13 protein-coding genes and 1 pseudogene are annotated in these 16,359 nt (G+C 41.1%); 7 read left to right on the forward strand and 7 right to left on the reverse strand.

Annotation, left to right across the window (positions count from 1 at the left end):
* Positions 1-33 precede the first annotated feature (33 nt).
* The 6 genes and pseudogenes from ABD744_RS07515 to ABD744_RS07540 all read left to right on the forward strand — a co-directional run bounded on the left by ABD744_RS07515 (position 34) and on the right by ABD744_RS07540 (position 7,085).
* Positions 34-1,449 carry a diguanylate cyclase gene (locus tag ABD744_RS07515; RefSeq protein WP_344797044.1) on the forward strand — a complete coding sequence of 472 codons (1,416 nt, stop codon included), beginning with the start codon at positions 34-36 and terminating at the stop codon, positions 1,447-1,449.
* A 22-nt stretch (positions 1,450-1,471) separates the two neighbouring features.
* Positions 1,472-2,245: a substrate-binding periplasmic protein gene (locus ABD744_RS07520; RefSeq protein ID WP_344797045.1), complete on the forward strand. Its 774-nt coding sequence runs from the start codon at positions 1,472-1,474 to the stop codon at positions 2,243-2,245.
* 57 nt (positions 2,246-2,302) lie between these two features.
* Entirely contained in the window at positions 2,303-3,346 is a 1,044-nt protein-coding gene (locus tag ABD744_RS07525; protein ID WP_344797046.1) for a DUF21 domain-containing protein, read from the forward strand.
* Between the two features lie 132 nt (positions 3,347-3,478).
* Positions 3,479-4,357 (forward strand): annotated as a pseudogene (locus ABD744_RS07530) (ATP-grasp domain-containing protein); the annotation flags it as partial.
* Positions 4,358-4,417: 60 nt separating this feature from the next.
* Positions 4,418-4,690: a cation:proton antiporter regulatory subunit gene (locus ABD744_RS07535; protein ID WP_425562151.1), complete on the forward strand. Its 273-nt coding sequence runs from the start codon at positions 4,418-4,420 to the stop codon at positions 4,688-4,690.
* 1,168 nt (positions 4,691-5,858) lie between these two features.
* The gene (locus tag ABD744_RS07540; protein WP_344797048.1) at positions 5,859-7,085 is read left to right on the forward strand and encodes a tyrosine-type recombinase/integrase; all 1,227 of its coding nucleotides are present in this window, start codon (positions 5,859-5,861) and stop codon (positions 7,083-7,085) included.
* On the opposite strand, the gene ABD744_RS07545 is transcribed toward ABD744_RS07540, so the two are convergent.
* The gene (locus ABD744_RS07545) at positions 7,066-8,943 is read right to left on the reverse strand and encodes a sensor histidine kinase (protein ID WP_344797050.1); all 1,878 of its coding nucleotides are present in this window, start codon (positions 8,941-8,943) and stop codon (positions 7,066-7,068) included. The two genes, ABD744_RS07540 and ABD744_RS07545, sit on opposite strands and share 20 nt — an antisense overlap.
* Positions 8,933-10,042 carry an ABC transporter substrate-binding protein gene (locus ABD744_RS07550; protein WP_344797052.1) on the reverse strand — a complete coding sequence of 370 codons (1,110 nt, stop codon included), beginning with the start codon at positions 10,040-10,042 and terminating at the stop codon, positions 8,933-8,935. Before ABD744_RS07550 ends, ABD744_RS07545 begins: the two co-directional genes overlap by 11 nt.
* 544 nt (positions 10,043-10,586) lie before the next feature.
* Between ABD744_RS07550 and ABD744_RS07555 the strand changes: the two genes are divergently transcribed.
* Positions 10,587-11,336 carry a TIGR04219 family outer membrane beta-barrel protein gene (locus tag ABD744_RS07555; RefSeq protein WP_344797054.1) on the forward strand — a complete coding sequence of 250 codons (750 nt, stop codon included), beginning with the start codon at positions 10,587-10,589 and terminating at the stop codon, positions 11,334-11,336.
* Positions 11,337-11,378: 42 nt separating this feature from the next.
* Here ABD744_RS07555 and ABD744_RS07560 read toward each other — a convergent pair whose 3' ends face one another.
* The 5 genes from ABD744_RS07560 to ABD744_RS07580 all read right to left on the reverse strand — a co-directional run bounded on the left by ABD744_RS07560 (position 11,379) and on the right by ABD744_RS07580 (position 16,352).
* Complete coding sequence (locus ABD744_RS07560) at positions 11,379-12,680, reverse strand: HDOD domain-containing protein (protein ID WP_344797056.1); 1,302 nt, start codon at positions 12,678-12,680, stop codon at positions 11,379-11,381.
* Between the two features lie 74 nt (positions 12,681-12,754).
* Entirely contained in the window at positions 12,755-14,062 is a 1,308-nt protein-coding gene (locus ABD744_RS07565; RefSeq protein ID WP_344797058.1) for an HDOD domain-containing protein, read from the reverse strand.
* A gap of 61 nt (positions 14,063-14,123) precedes the next feature.
* Complete coding sequence (locus ABD744_RS07570; protein ID WP_344797060.1) at positions 14,124-14,366, reverse strand: hypothetical protein; 243 nt, start codon at positions 14,364-14,366, stop codon at positions 14,124-14,126.
* Between the two features lie 88 nt (positions 14,367-14,454).
* The gene (locus ABD744_RS07575; protein ID WP_344797062.1) at positions 14,455-14,655 is read right to left on the reverse strand and encodes a hypothetical protein; all 201 of its coding nucleotides are present in this window, start codon (positions 14,653-14,655) and stop codon (positions 14,455-14,457) included.
* 119 nt (positions 14,656-14,774) lie between these two features.
* Complete coding sequence (locus ABD744_RS07580) at positions 14,775-16,352, reverse strand: NAD(P)H-hydrate dehydratase (RefSeq protein WP_344797064.1); 1,578 nt, start codon at positions 16,350-16,352, stop codon at positions 14,775-14,777.
* Positions 16,353-16,359: the final 7 nt, after the last annotated feature.

The following is a 16,359-nucleotide window of genomic DNA, read 5'->3' on the forward strand; positions in this document are numbered from 1 at the left end:
TAAATGTAATCCGTATTTTTGGTGCATAACAGCATGATGAGTGACATTAACGAACTAAACTTAAAAACGCTGCTCGAACATGCCCATATTGGCGTTGTCATTCATCGTTATGATACCTCAATCGTTTATGCCAACCCGACTGCGCTTCGGCTTTTAAGATTGAATTATGAACAAATGATTGGAAAAGACGCATTTGATCCTCAGTGGAGTTTTCTTGATGATGCGGGCAAAAAACTGCTTATAGATGACTATCCGGTCAATAAGGTAAAGCGTACCAACGACAGACTGTCGAATGAAGTCATTGGTATCATCGACAGCTCCAGAGCTGAAATTAGCTGGGTGATGGTCAATGCTTATCTGGAAGGCACGTCGAAAGACAACAATAGTTTTATCATTGTCACCTTCACAGATGTATCGGATTCAAAAGAGTTATTCTCATTTCAGGATATTGTTGAAAATACTCAAGACGTAGTAATTGTGACAGAGGCCGAAGACATCAAATCGCCCACAGGCCCAAAAATTGTCTATGTAAACAAAGCCCTGGAAAGACTTACGGGCTATAAAAAACAAGACATTATTGGAGAGACACCACGAGTTTTACAAGGCACACTCACTGATAATGATGCCAAAAGACGCATTCATAAAGCGCTTGAGGATAACTTACCTGTCACTGAAACTCTGCTTAACTACGACTCAACAGGAAGGCCTTATTGGGTTGAAATGAACATCATTCCTCTCAAAAATAAATACGGAGAAGTTACTCATTTTGCTGCTATCGAGCGTGATATTTCAGAGCGTAAATTTCACCAAGAACAGCTCGAACAAAGAAACAAAGATCTCAAAGAACTGAAACGTAACCTGGAAACGCTCGTTGAAGAACGGACTTTAGAGCTTCAAAAAGCCAAGGCTAAATTAGAGAAAATTGCATTTTTTGACCCACTGACAAATATCCCAAATCGCAGGTTCTTCATCGATCAGGCCAATAAGTTGTTTTCAGCCTGCAGTCGCAGAGACTCCTTGGTTGCTGTGGGATTAATCGACATTGATAACTTTAAAGTGTTAAACGATACCTATGGTCACGACGTGGGCGATGCTGTTTTGGTTAAGTTGGCGGAGGTATTTACTCATCTTTTCAGAATAGATGATGCCTATTGTCGATTTGGTGGGGAAGAGTTTGCGTTTGCTGTCGCCATATCTCAAACCTCGGATGCTGAAGCAATGTCTCACAGGTTGTTGAGTTCAATCAGAGACATAAAGCTCAGAACAGAAGCAGGGCATACCCTCGCTATTACTGCGAGTCTTGGGATAAATGTTCAACAAGCAACCCCTGAAATGGATCTAGAAAAAGAATTAAAGCAGGCTGATATGGCTATGTACGAGGCCAAAAAGTCAGGAAAAGATCAGTTCGTATTAACACGCGATCCGTCGATAAGCTCTTGTCAAAAATGATATTGATAATGGGGATTTTGTTGTGAAATCAATATGGATAGCTTTTATCGTTTTCATACTCGCCGCAAGCCCCTTGCAGGCGAAGGACTTCATAATCTTTGGCACTAATGACCCGCCTTATAAATATCATGAGGGAGACAAAAATGAGGTGAAAGGGATAGTAGTGGACGTACTAAAAGAAGTTTTTGATGAGTTATCCATAAAGCCTATTTTCAAAATTGTCGATTCAGATTCACGTATACAGGCTGAACTAATAGCAGGGCGGATTCAAATGGCGATGCTGTATTCAAAAAACGCTGAACGGCAACGCTATCTAATATATCCAGATCAAAGTTTCATCGATATTTCCTGGAACTTATTTATCAGAAATGAGGATCTTGGAAAAATACAATTCACCAACTATCAAGACTTAACGTCGCTGAATATTGGGGTAGTGAAAGATGTGTCCTACACTGAAGAGTTTTTGAATTCTGGCTTAAAGTTTATACAGGTGCCCAGAACAGGGCTAGAACTGAGAATGCTGCTTGCAAAACGGTTTGATGCCATACCTCTTCCCACTGTAAGCACCATCTTTGAAGCAAAGGAATCAGAGGCTCTGAGCCAAATCACCTACCTGCCAAAAGTTATCAAGAATAAACCTTACTACAATGTATTTTCCAAATCGACAAAGTACCCGGATATTCAATCCATCAGTCAACGCTACGATGAAATAATATTAAACATGAAAAACGACGGTAGAATTTTACGTATCTTTGAAAAGTACTTGGGCGCAGGTCACCAATGGAATGATCAGTAATCATAACTGCGATACTCAGGACACAATGCAAAAGGCATATTTATTTAAGGCTGAACCATGAATTCAATTTTCTCTTTTGGTGCTGATTTCTTAATCTGGGGCGGAATTGCTGTTTGTATTTTACACAGCGCCGTATTTTCAGGGCTTAACCTGGCTTTCTTTAGCATGAGTCGTCTTCAACTGGAAGTTGAAGTCAAACAGGGCAACAATGCCGCTAAGAAGATATTGACCATGCGTGAGGATTCCAACTTCTTATTAGCAACTATTTTATGGGGCAATGTCTCCATTAATGTATTGCTGACGCTTCTGTCTGAGTCGACGCTTGCAGGCATTTACTCATTCTTGTTTTCAACGATTGCCATTACTTTTTTGGGTGAAATATTTCCACAAGCCTATTTTTCACGCAATGCTCTGAAAATGGCTTCACTTCTAACACCAATCATTAAGTTCTATCAAAAAGTATTATTTATTGTCGCTCGGCCTACAGCAATCATGCTGGACGGATGGCTGGGCAAAGAAGGGATTACCTACTTCCGGGAGGAAGAACTCAAAGCCATCATAACTGCTCATGCAGAAGCAAATGAAGCAGACGTCGTGCATGTAGAGGGGTTGGGTGCCTTAAATTTTTTAGAAATTGATAAGATTTCAGTCATGGATGAAGGGGAGGTTCTCGACCCTAAAAGCATTATACAGCTGCCTTGCAAGTTAGACCTGCCAATCCTACCGGAGGCAGATAGCCCAGAAAGGGAAAAGTTTGTTACAGAGGTCAATGCATCTGGCCATAAATGGGTTGTTCTTGTCAGTGAAAAACAGCAGCCTCAATTGGTTTTGGACGCCGACGGCTATTTACGCTCGCTCATGTTTAATAACAAGAACACGGATGGTTATGCGTTTTGTCACCGGCCTGTTGTCATAAGAGATGAAAACTACACTCTTGGTAAAGCCCTTAGTGAGCTCAAACAATCCACAAACCTGGATGAGCACTCAACGGATGTCCTTAATTACGACTTGGTTCTTGTTTGGGGTGAAACGGATAAAAGAGTGATTACTGGCGCCGATGTGTTAGGCCGGTTACTGGAAGGTATTGGCGAATTTGAATAACCAAAGCAGTTCGTAATTAGGTCAATCACCGTCTAGTATTTTTAATATGAAAACAATCTAACCAAAACTGTGTAGGCCTTAAATGTGACTTTATAAGACCTTGCCTAGTTGAAAAATCAAGGAATCGACGACATGAAGTTAGCAATTTTGTCATGCGGCCCCAGATCATACAGCACTCAACGCTTAAAAGAGGCGGCCAAGCAAAGAGGGCACAAAGTTAAAGTATTAAACACCTTGAAATTTGCGATCGATTTGCAAAGAGGGGTGCCGGATTTACACTTTAAACAGAAAGTTTTGAGTGATTACGATGCAGTTCTGCCCAGAATTGGCGCGTCTATCACGTATTATGGGACTGCTGTTGTTCGTCAGTTTCAGGAAATGGATGTATTTTGTGCAAACACAGCTCACGGGATCAGTAACTCCAGAGACAAATTGCGAAGCCTCCAGCTATTAAGCCGACACCAGATAGGTATTCCCAGAACCGCTTTTGTTCGTGATAAAAAGGATGTGCTTCCTGCCATTGAGCGCGTGGGTGGTGCTCCAGTCATTATTAAGCTGATCGAAGGAACACAGGGAATAGGCGTACTGTTAGCGGAATCGGTCAATACGGCAGAATCTATTATCGAACTGCTGCAAAGCCAGAAACAAAATGTGCTGATTCAGAAGTTTGTTGCCGAAAGCAAAGGTAAAGACATAAGAGCCATTGTGGTTGGTGACCGGGTCGTTGCTGCTATGAGGCGAGTGGCACAAGGACAGGAGTTTAGGAGCAATGTCCATCGTGGGGGTATTGCAGAAGCGGTAGAACTATCGGATGAATATAAAGAAACCGCTGTTCGTGCTGCTCAGATTATGGGATTGCAGGTTGCGGGTGTAGATATGCTGGAAGGCAAAACCGGCCCTCAAATTATGGAAGTAAACTCCTCACCAGGCCTGGAAGGCATTGAAACCTGTACTGGGCTTGACGTGGCGGGCGCAATTATTGAGTACATTGCCGCTCAGGTCGACTTCCCTGAAATTGATGTTCGCCAACGACTCACTGTCAGTAAGGGCTATGGTATCGGAGAAATCTATATACCCGAAGGCTCAAAATTTGTTGGTAAGAGCATTCAAGAAACTCAGATTCAGGAGCAGGATATTAATGTTCTGACTCTATACCGAGGGAATAAAGTCATTCCGAACCCTCGTAGAGATCGCGTATTAGAATCGGACGATAAATTACTGTGTTTCGGTAAGATGGAATCCATGCGCTCTATGGTGCCGGCAAAAGCACGTCGAAGAAGAAGCCCGGCCGTTGCTGATTTACCAGAACAACTTCCTGAAGGAAGTGAACCGGACGATGCTTGAGGGGCTGAGTTTCTGAAATGTAATCATAATCGTTTTTCAGGAGTTGCATCTCATATCCTAACAACCACCAATACATGACCCAGTGCATGATCAAAAACGTCTAAATTATTTAGTGTGTTTTTGATCATGCAATGGCAGCAACTTGAACGATAGTGATTGTAATCACTGGAAGTTTCTTATTTTGTATCACGCAAACTAAGCTCGCTTTTATCTATCTGTAGCCTCAGGGTGTTTTTTTGATTTTCAAAAGAACACTGTTCGACGGCATTAATACTCATAACCATTCATTTCATAATCTGACAAAGTCATTGATAAATACCTTAATTTAATCAAATACTTACCTCATATCTAAGTGCGCATAATATATATTATGTTAAATTATGTATGTGCAGATACAATCCCTCTTAAGTAGATAGAGTTGTAACCCACAGCCCTGCTTGCTTTATTGAATGCTTGCATACAGCTCTAAGGTTTTTACTCGAATTACTGAAGTTGGAAACCAGGCGCATAGCTTTTAAATGATCGTGCGGAGATTGCCTGGAAATGAAGTTTCGTGAGTAATTACACAAACGTCGCACTCTCCTTACCTATAGAAAAGACACTACGTGATATCTCAATGCTTGATGCTTGGTTCAGGCCTATTTGATAAATTCTTTTTGTGTTGAAGAAATTTTGGTGAATCAGCAATTACCGACAACTACTAGCAATCATTTACGAAAGATGATTGCCGTAAGCTCTGCCCGACTTATTGGCCAAGATTATTTCTAAGACGTAAGAAGTCTCTATTTTTGTCTTCTGTTGTCATTGGATCAATGAAAAACCTAACGGATCATTAGACCTGCTATTTCCTTCATTTTACTTATAAGGTTCCAGCAAGATTCCGTATATTTTTTCACAAGCTTCAGGGGCCATGTTCATTGCTGTGCAATTAGTTTGGAGATGAAGGCAGTTTGTAGTTTTGTTTGGCGATGTTTTTTCATTAAATTATCTAAATGATTTCCGTCCGGTAGAACTTACTTCAAAGCCACAGATTCAAGCAATGATCGATGTAAGTACAGGGGTATTTACACATACCCACAATTACCAGTAGTAGACACTACTGGTAATTCGTAGTGTTTGATCTTATACTCACTGTTACTTTTCTATCACTGTCTTAGGCTTGTTGCTTGTGTCGAAAACCCTGTTTCCCGGCTTACCGCTGTTTGATTCTGCTAAATTCTTTAACCAGATCCCCCGAAACGCAGTATTTTCTGATCAGTCGCCCGCTGTTGAAAAATTTGTTCTTGGTCTCAATATAGAAAAAGCGATGGATGACTATCGCTATACCAAAGACTTCCTTACAAGTTACAGCAAGAAAAGCCAGGACACCTACGACAAGTTTCGTGGTGACGCTGAAAGGTTGCTTTTATGGTCCTGGCTGGTAAAGCGTAAATCCGTAGTGGATCTTCGCAGACGTGATCTTGAAGAATACACTGACTTTGTGGCTAAGCCCGATTCTAACTGGCAAGCAGACAATACCGAAAGACGTTTCATTACTGTTAATGGTCTGCGGGAACCGAACGAACGCTGGCGCCCTTTCCGCTCAGCCGGAGCTGGCAAGGGACGTTTGAATACCAAATCCTGGCAGGGTTTGTTTTCCAATCTTAGTGTTTATTTCAACTACCTTATGGCTGAGGACTACGCAGCTGGTAACCAAATATCTATTGTAAAGAAAAACTGTCCCTATCTGCGTCAGGAAACCGGTGTCAATACGGCTAAACGCTTGTCTGAACTGCAGTGGGAATATCTGCTCAATACTTCAATAGCCATTGCGAACGCTGATCCACAGCATGAAAGAACCCTTTTTGTTATCGCAACTCTAAAATCACTTAAGCTGCGTATATCTGAACTGGCAGAGCGCCCTAATTGGTTACCCATGATGTCTCATTACCACCGGGATCATGAAGGTAACTGGTGGTACCGCACGTATGGAAAAGGCGCCAAAGAACGAGACGTATCCATTTCTAATGAATACCTCCAGTTTCTCAAACGTTATCGGGAATACAGAGGCTTATCCCCCCTTCCCTCTAAAGAATCTTCAGAACCGGTGATCGAATCCAGAGTGCGGAATCGTGGCATTGGCAGCAGGCAGCTACGCAATATCGTTGAATATGCATTCACACAAAGCTGTGATGCATTATTGAATGATGGCTTTGAAGTTGAAGCCTCTGAACTCAGGGCGGCCACCACTCACTGGTTAAGGCATACGGGGGCGTCAATGGAAGTTGCTGCTGGCCGAGAACTTGCGCATGTACAAGCAGACTTAGGGCATGGGAGTATCCGCACTACGGATGAACTCTATGTGGATTCCGACAATTTGGAGCGAGCTTCAAGTGCTAAGGGTCAGGACGTATAGTCAGTGCTTTAACCGGGAGCCAAACCTCAAGGCAAGCGCCTCGCAGAAGCTCGGAATCACTTATTTTCAAAGTTCCTTGGTGCTTTTGAACAATCTTATAGCAAATGGCCAAGCCTAACCCGGTGCTTAAACCCGTCGGTTTTGTAGTAAAGAATGCTTCCAGAGCTTTATCCCGGATCTCAGCCGGTATTCCCTGTCCATTATCTTCAACTTGCAAACAAATCCCTTCAACCTCATCTCTGTCTTCAACAAGTAAGGTTAATATTACTTTTCCTTTAAACCCTTGTATTGTCCCGTCATGATTCATTATTGCTTCATCAATCGCGTCAACTGCATTAACGATCAAATTGGTTACAACTTGTCCTATTTGGCTTGGAAAACACGTGATGAGCGGGATGTCAGAAAAATGGGTTTCAATGGAGTGATGCTTTGTTTTTCCGGATAAAATCAGTAGGCATTCTTTTATAATGTTCTTCAGTGAAACGTTTTCAACGGGCTCTTCATCAAAACGGCTAGCTTTGCGCAACGCTTGAGTAATATTAAGAATACTCTGTGTGGTGGTTTTTACATCCATTATTGGCTTACGAATATCTTCAATTTGTTTTTTAACTTGTCCTGAAATTTTAGCTACTTTTGGATCATTACCGATGAGTGTATTAAAAAAAGACTCTAGCTCATTGAGCTTATGAATAATATTATGCTGGGTGGTACTGACAAAACTGACTGAGTTGACGATTTCATGAGCGACGGTGGGTACCAATTGTCCCAGTGTGGCCAGCTTTTCTGCCTGGATGAGTTGATTTATCGCTTTTTCAAGCTCTTGACTGGACTGGCTAAGAGCGTCTTGACTTTGACTGAGCGCAGTGCGGGCACTGTTATAGGCCTCTTCAAAAGCAATCCACTCTTGGTAAGGTGATTGTAAAGAGACTTCAGACATCCTATCTTTTTCCGTTGTTTTTAAGAACGTATTTAACGGGTCATAAAAATATTTTTTCCCCCAGAAGCCTCTCAAAAGATAGAAAAACAACATACAAACAATCAAAAATACAAAATACTTCCGTATGATATCAAAATACCCTCGATAGAATTCTTCAGGCGTTAGCACAACGATTTGTATGTTTAGGTCTTTTAGTATCTGAGTATTAAAATAATAGCGTTCATCGTTTAGTATGATTTGCTCTTCATCGACTGGTAAGAACTCCCGATATGGGTATTTTTCTCTCGATGAACGATAAATGATCTCATTAGAGTCAGGTTTGAGGAGCAAAAAAATTACACTTTCATATAAGTTTAATAAACCCGTTTGGTCTATGATTGTGAACAAACCATTGACATCTACTTCAGCGATGAGAACTCCGGTTTTAGAGGGAAAGAGAAATCCAAAAACTTCTTTACCCGAGATAACAGAAACATAAATTGGGGTAATAACTCGAAGTTTAGAATTGATGGCTTCCAAAATATAGCCATTGATTTTGCTTGAAGACAGATCTATAGACTCAACATATTTTTTGCCATATTTATTAAAAAAAACCTTTTTAACAAGTGCGTTACTATCGACACTGAACACGGCTTCTAAAGATGCCAGTTTTCGAAAAGCTGACTGATCTTCGTCAGTCTGAAGTGAGGCATGCTCCAAATAAGGCAATGCTATTTGAACCTGCCCTATCTCTCTTATGATAAAGCTATCAATCACCTCATTCATACTTACTATCAGACGGCGGTGTTCCAACTCCTTTTGAATCAGTAAGCTTTTTTTGGAATCCACTATAATCATCCAAAAGATCGCCAGTATGAGAAAGACTAGAGAAAGATCGATAATCAAAGAGTGGCGTTTCAGCGTTCTTGTTTTATTGGCCAAGAACATAATCCTTACCGTCTATATGATAAAAGAATAACCCTCCATCCACATCACCAAATTTATTGAACTGAATCCTCCCTGTGGTTCCCTCATACGTGTTGGAAAGAATGTATTTTTTTAGTGCATCTGAATTTGTCTCTTTCGTGTTATAGATAGCCTCCAATAAGACTCGTGCAGCATCATAAGTTAGGGGAGCTTGATAGGCTGGTAAATAATTATATCGATTTTGAAAACTCTTCACATACGCTTGGTATGCAACATTGTTGGTGGATACGTGCCCTGGAATAAAGACTTTATCTGTATATTTACCGATTGCTTCAATGAGAAATGCTCCGCGAACCCAAGGTGTCGTGACGGTATTCACATCAGCATTCATTTTATGAATATTTTGAATTAAGATCCCTACTTCCCTGGGTGTACCGCCAGCTAAAATATAGACGTTTTCAAATCCAACTTCCTCTAACTTTTGAAAGGGAGCGGTAAGGTCAACATCAATTGCAGAAAACGAACTATGTTTAATGGTTCCCTTGTAGGCGTCTGAAAATACTTTGAATGCTGCGTCAGTGTATTTTTGATTTTTCTCCCTTTCCTGGATGACCAGTACTTCATTCACATTCCTATTATTGAAATGGGTAGCGATGCTTTTTTGTTCTGCAACCATATCTACTGTATTTCTGATGACGTTATCATCTTTATCACTAATGACAGTGGTCGTTGGGCCGACAATCATATGAAGCGTATCTGCGTTTTTTGTTACTTCATCATAAATAGCTAAAAACGCCGTAGATGTAGTAATAATCATGATGAAATCGCTTTTATTCTTTAACGTCTCATAGGCACTTTTGGATTTCTGAGGGTCATCACTATTATCTATTGAAAGTATCTCCAAATTAAGATTTGGGTGCTTTTGTTTGAATTCTTCATAGGCTAGCTTGACGCTTTTAAAGGCATCAATTGACGACTGAGAATTTTTTCCTTCAAAGTTCGTTATTACACCAAGCGTGCGAACAGTCGAGGCTGATTTTGAGAAGACGAAATATCCAAGACCGACGACTAAGACACCAATAACCAAAGCTACAATAGTGCCGTGTTTACTCATTATTCTCTCCTAAGATCGGCTGATTTGCTTCCAATAAGGATGCAATATATCTATCTACATGAAGGTCCTAATTTTATGAGTCTCGTGTTAATGAAGTTCATATGTTCATCTGTAAGCGGTTATTCAGTCAGTTTATTTGATGAAGGATATATTTGCTTAAACATGTTCAAGTACGAAAATCTCACTGAATGAGAGCATGCAAGCTCGCCCTATTCAATACATAGTGCAAAGTGTTCAAGGCTTTATAAAGCATGCTCTCTTCCAAAGCTCTAGACTTAAACAGCGAACCGAATTCAATTCCTTTATAGAGCTTTGATATCCAGTATAGACGGATTTTATGAAACAGAAATTTTATGCTTTATGGGCTCTTTTAACGTTCATTGGCGGGAAGGGTGTCATGATATTGCCCAAGGAGCCTGAGCAGATAAGGTTTACTGTACTTTTTCCATTTGAAACAATTACATGCAATAAACTGTTAATGTCACTTTCAAGAAGTTGCCCTTGCGTCTACACTTAATACTTCAAATGGTTAGTGAGAAAAACAATGATAAAGAAAGGAATTATTGCTACAGCCCTTTGTGTGGCTGCAACTACAGCATCTGCAGATGTTGTCGGAGTTCATGGCCGAGTTGGCGCCTGGATGATGGACTATTCTGGAGAATTTAAGGATCTTGAGAACAACGGTACAGTTGCTGACATTGAAGACGATCTAGGCTTTGATGGTGAAACCGTTGGGTTTGCAGAAATTGCTTTTGAGCACCCTATTCCCCTGCTTCCTAATATCAAGCTTGCTTATATGGGCATTGATACTTCTGAGGAGAGTCGGCTTGATAGAAACATTACCATGGAAGGCGTGACCTTTTTGGCAGGCACAGAAGTTAAAACCGATTTTCAGGCCGAAATCTACGATACAACTTTATACTACGAGTTGATGGATAACTGGATTCAAGCCGACCTTGGATTAACTGTCCGTTACCTGGATATCGACCTTGAGCTTCGAAATACTTTCTTCAAAACAACCAATAGCTTATCAACGCCCTTGCCGATGATTTATGCGAATGCTCAATTTGATCTCCCGCTCACGGATGTTTATGCAAACGTAAACTTTAATGGTCTGACAATTGACGACATTGTAACTTACGATGCTCAAGCAGCGATTGGCTGGATGCCATTAACATTTGCAGGTGCTGAACTTGGCTATAGACACTTCGTTATTGAGGCTGATGACCTTGAGGATTACGACTTCGATTTAACGCTTTCCGGGCCATACCTTGCGTTAAAAGCAGATTTCTAAAAGTGTAAATGAATAAAAAAAGCTGCCAAAAGGTAGCTTTTTTTATACTGGCAGAGCTATGGTTGATTCAACAGCCTGAATTTCACTTCTTGCCGCCGAAATGATTTCTATGCTTCTATCAGGTGTCAGTTGAAGCAGGTGAGCCATCTTATTAAAGGATGCAATATTTGGTAACGGCGGGCAATTTACAATGAATTTTTGTACGATGTTTAAGTGGGCTTCCGCGATGATCAAGATATCAGCCATATTGAGTTTTTCAGCCTCAGGACGATAATTCCAGTCTTCTGCATGTGCCGCTATTTCAATCAGATTACGGGACCATTTCCACTCTCTCAGCATGTAGGCTCCCATGATATTCTTCGTCTTATTGATAAACTCATCTATGTTAAAAGACTCGTCTTCTAATAACTCAGGTATGTTATCCATATAGACCAAAGAAGGAAGAACACCGATATTTTGAACAATCCCGCCTAGCAACGCCTCATTTTCATCAACACCTTTAACGCATTTTGCCAGTACAAAGCCAATTGCAGAAACTTTTCGGCTGATGTTCCAGTGCGCTTTGAAGCGCTTTTTAATTTCTGAGTTTTTGGCAGTAAATAACTCTCGAATTGCAAAGAGTTGGACAAGCTGCTTGGTTGTTTTAAAACCAATGCGAGTGATGGCCTCTTCACAGCTAGTCACCTGCCTTGAGCCACGAAATAACGGGCTGTTCGCAGTACTGACCAGTTTGACGGCAATGGCCGGGTCCATGGAAATGGTTCTAGCGATTTGTGTTGATGATGAATCCGGGTCATCTATGAGCGCTGCTACTTTCTCAGCCACTTCCGGCATGCTTGGTAAAGTAAATCGCCCCTTCTTCACATCGCTGGCAAATCTTTGTACCAGATCCTTCATTAACGTAGGCGATGATAAATCCACATCGACGGAGTGACTGATATTCTGCGCTTGGGACTGGCTGAAGAACTTAGCGATGACATCCCATGCAACTTCGACCATGGTGCAGTCAGGGTCAGCATAAACATCAAATTGTCTTGGTTGAAGGTGTGCGATTGGATTAATTGCGTCAGGAGTGTTTGCTTTAATGATCTTGATTTTACCGTCTTTCGCTACTTTCTTGATGGAGCCACTGAGTAAAAAGTACTCCACATTATTGCAGCTTCCATGTTCAAGAATTTGTTCCTTATTTTTGTAACTGATGACTTTATTTTTTGCTTCTAAAAGCACCAGTTGCTTCTTCCCCATGTCACGTAGCGGCATGAACTTTTTCAGCTCAAGCATTGTTGCTTTACGAACAACAACTTGCTTAGGGTCAACCTTCTCTTCTGTCCTGAACGAAAACATACGCACTCCTAATCAGATCTTAAATTAAGAATAGCCAATTATTTGAGAAGTGCGCTGTGAGACATTGCTGAAAACTAGCTTGGAAAGGCGATTGCGGAGGCCACAGACTGGATTTCTTTTCTGGCATTCACCAAAATCTTAATGCTTTTTTCTGGTGTTAAGTTTAATTTTAAGGAAAGCTTCGAGAATGAAGTAATTTCTGGCAATGGCGGGCAGGTTAAAAACTTTCTAAGTATATTCAAATGAGCATTTGCCACGATAACAATGTCCGTCATGTCTATGGCTTGATGCCCGGACTGGTATTTCCAGTTTTCGGCGTGGGCAACCACATCCACTAATTGTTGTGGCCACTCCCAGTGTTTGAGCATATAAACGCCCATTTTAGTTTTCGTCTTATTTACAAACTCATCAATGGATAAGTCATACCGCTCTAACACTTCAGGCATATGCTCTGCATACAAGAGCGCTGGCACAACACCAATGTTATGTACTGCCCCAGCAAGAAGAGCTTCATTTGGATTGGAGGTTTTATTTAATTTAGACAAAACATATGCAATGGCGGCCACTTGCTTGCTTATATTCCAGTGGGAACGAAGGCGCTTCTGAATTTCAGGTGTGTTGGACTGGTATAAATCCCGAACAGCAAATACCTTTATCAAATCCTTGGCTGTTTTCAACCCTAAACGAACAATGGCATCTTCACTTGAGGTTATATCCCTCACCCCTTTAAAGAGCGGGCTATTTGCAGCATTCACTAACTTAATAGCAATTGCGGAGTCAAGACTGACCTTTCTTGCAATTTTAGTGGCATTAGCGTCTGGGTCATCCAGAATTTCAACAATCTGATGAGCGACTTCCGGAATGCTTGGTAATACGAATCGACCACTATCAACATCATTTTCAAAGTGATCCAGAACCGCCCTTACTGCGCTATCAATCGGAGTAGTGGATAGAATGGGCGTATAATTGTCATTCACACGCTCAGGGGCAAGAAGTTCCTTCGCCTGATCAAAATAATCACTTAAAATTGATCGGCTGGTCACCAGAATGGTTATCTTCGTTTTAGCGATCACTTTGTATCTTCTGGGCTGAAGATTGGCTATGGGGTGCGTGGCTGCTTCTGAAGAGGAAGAGATTGTTTTTGATTTACCATCTTGTGCTATTAGCTTGATTTTACCCGAGAGTAAGTAATATTGAAAATCATCTGTTGAACCCGCCTCAGCGATCACAGCCCCTTTTTTCAGTGAGATACGCTTACTTTTAGCTGTGATTAAAATTTGATGCTGAGGCGTTAAAGCATTAATTGGATAAAGCTCTTTTATCTCATCAACTGAAACGCGTTTGCGCTCTTTGCGTTTTTTGATGCGAAATATTTTCAACATATTTCGTCCATTTATTATTCTAATTCTTAGGATTGGATTTTTGTCTTGCTTGAAATACCACTTAGTCGTTTCTGCTGTTTTTTAACGCAGCCAGATCTTTTTTGCTTTCTTGAAGCGTATATTCCAAATCAGCTACTTTCTGAGATGATTCTTTTAAATCACTTTCCAGCCCTTTGATATGGTCAGACATTTCAGATGTGACATCGGATAAGGTAGCCTTCAGTGTTTGATTAAATTTTCGGTTCATTATGAACCAAGTTAAAGCAACACCAGTTAAGAACGAAACAATTAATAAAAAAGGCATAAAATAGTACTTACATATTAGAAGGTTATGTAAATTTACATGAATTTACATAACCGTCAAGTTTTTAAGAGCATTCACCTTTTTATCTTTATGCTGCATTGATAATCTCATCAGGAAGCTTAGAAGCAATAGCCCACATGTAGTGGTCACCCAGTTTCTTAGCTGCGTTTGGTAGTTGATCCATTGCTTCAAACTGAAAATCTTTTGTAGTACGGCCTATGACTCTGAAAACTTCATTCTGTGCCTTAAGAAATAATTCTTCACCGTCACGATAGATTGCTATATCCATCTGTAACCCACCCTATGTGTTATTTATTGTTATAGTATTCGTCGTAAATCTCGTTTTTGCATTAAAGTTCAACGCCATCAAAATGACAACCATTAAAGTATGGGTGCTAAAGCCTTAATTTATATCGCTGTTTTATTTATGATCAAACGGATGAAAGGCATTAGATCACTTGGCAAAACGCCAATCACGCCATCCTGAGAGGCCAACTCTGCTGCGTAGCCATGCACGAAAGCTCCGTAGTTCGCTGCATTGAGAGCATTCCTGCTTTTCGCTAAAGCGGCTAATAAAATACCTGATAACGTATCGCCAGCCCCGCCGACAGATAAAGATTCGTTGCCGCAAATACATACAAGAATATTGTTCCGTTTGCTGGAAATAAGTGTTCCAGAGCCTTTAAGAAGCACTGTGCATGCGAATTTATCAACCAACTGCTCAATGGCCAAAAAACGATTTTGGTTAACACTTTCGGGGGGAATGTTGAGCAGTCTTGCCGCTTCTTTTGGATGTGGCGTCAAAATACATTGGCTGTGTCCGTGTTGTTTCCATATTTCAGGGTTTTCAGAAAGGAGGTTTAATGCGTCGGCATCGATGATTGTCGGAAGTTTTTGCTTCAACACCGCAATAACGGCTTCTTTGGCTGCTGATGATTTTCCTAATCCTGGCCCAATGCAAACAGCATGGGCATTTTGTAACGAGGTTGTTATTTGAGAAACTGTATTATCACTCAAGAGAGGTTGTACCATAATTTCCGGACTACGGGTCAGGATTGGCAAAATGGCACGTTCACCTACGATAGCGGTTAATAAGCCGACTCCGGATCGAAGGCAAGCCTCGGAGGCCAGTACAGCAGCTCCATTTAAGCCATCCACTCCTCCAATAAAAACGGCTCGTCCTGAATCACCTTTATGCCCTGCGGGCTTCCGTTTATAGCTCTCAGTATTTATTTCTTCTAAAGATAATAGTTTTGTCGAGCTTTTTACTTGGTCGTAAATATCTTCTGGTGTGCCCAAGCCTGAAAAAAACAAACGACCTGTAAAGTTTCGGCTGTTGCCAGTGACAAGTCCTTTATTAATTCCAATAAATGTCAGAGTAATGTCAGCATGAACCGCACAGCCAAGCTCCATGCCTGAATCAGACGAAAGCCCGGAAGGAACATCTATTGAGTATACGGCGGAAAATTCAGCTGCATTGATGAAGTCAATTACCGCTTTATAAGAGGGTTTAACCGTACCGGAAAGCCCTGTACCCAGTAGCGCGTCAATTAAAACGGTCTTGTTTGTTTGAATTTGAGCTGATGGTTGCAAAGTCTTCCAGCTATCAAAGGACTGCACCTTGATCTTGAGTTTATTAAGCGCTTGAAACGCTAAATAACAGGTTTCACTTAACTCTTTTTCCGGTGACGTTAATTCAGTAGCAAAAATTACTTCTACATCATAGCCAGACTCTAGTGCCAATCTTGCAATGACCAAGCCGTCGCCACCGTTATTCCCTTTTCCGCAGAAAATTTTAAACGACCTATGTTGCGGGTATTGCTGCTGGATAAATTTAAAAGCGGCTGAACCCGCCTTCTCCATCAGATCGTAGCCTCGGTCATAGAGCTTTGTGATCAAGGCATGATCAAGCGCTCGGGTTTGTTCTGCTGAGTAAAGATATGTGGGTAGCTGACTTAGGTTGTCGCTGCAAACTTCACTGATCAAGAGAGAC

It is taken from the genome of Litoribacillus peritrichatus (assembly GCF_039537985.1).
GTDB lineage: Bacteria > Pseudomonadota > Gammaproteobacteria > Pseudomonadales > Litoribrevibacteraceae > Litoribacillus > Litoribacillus peritrichatus.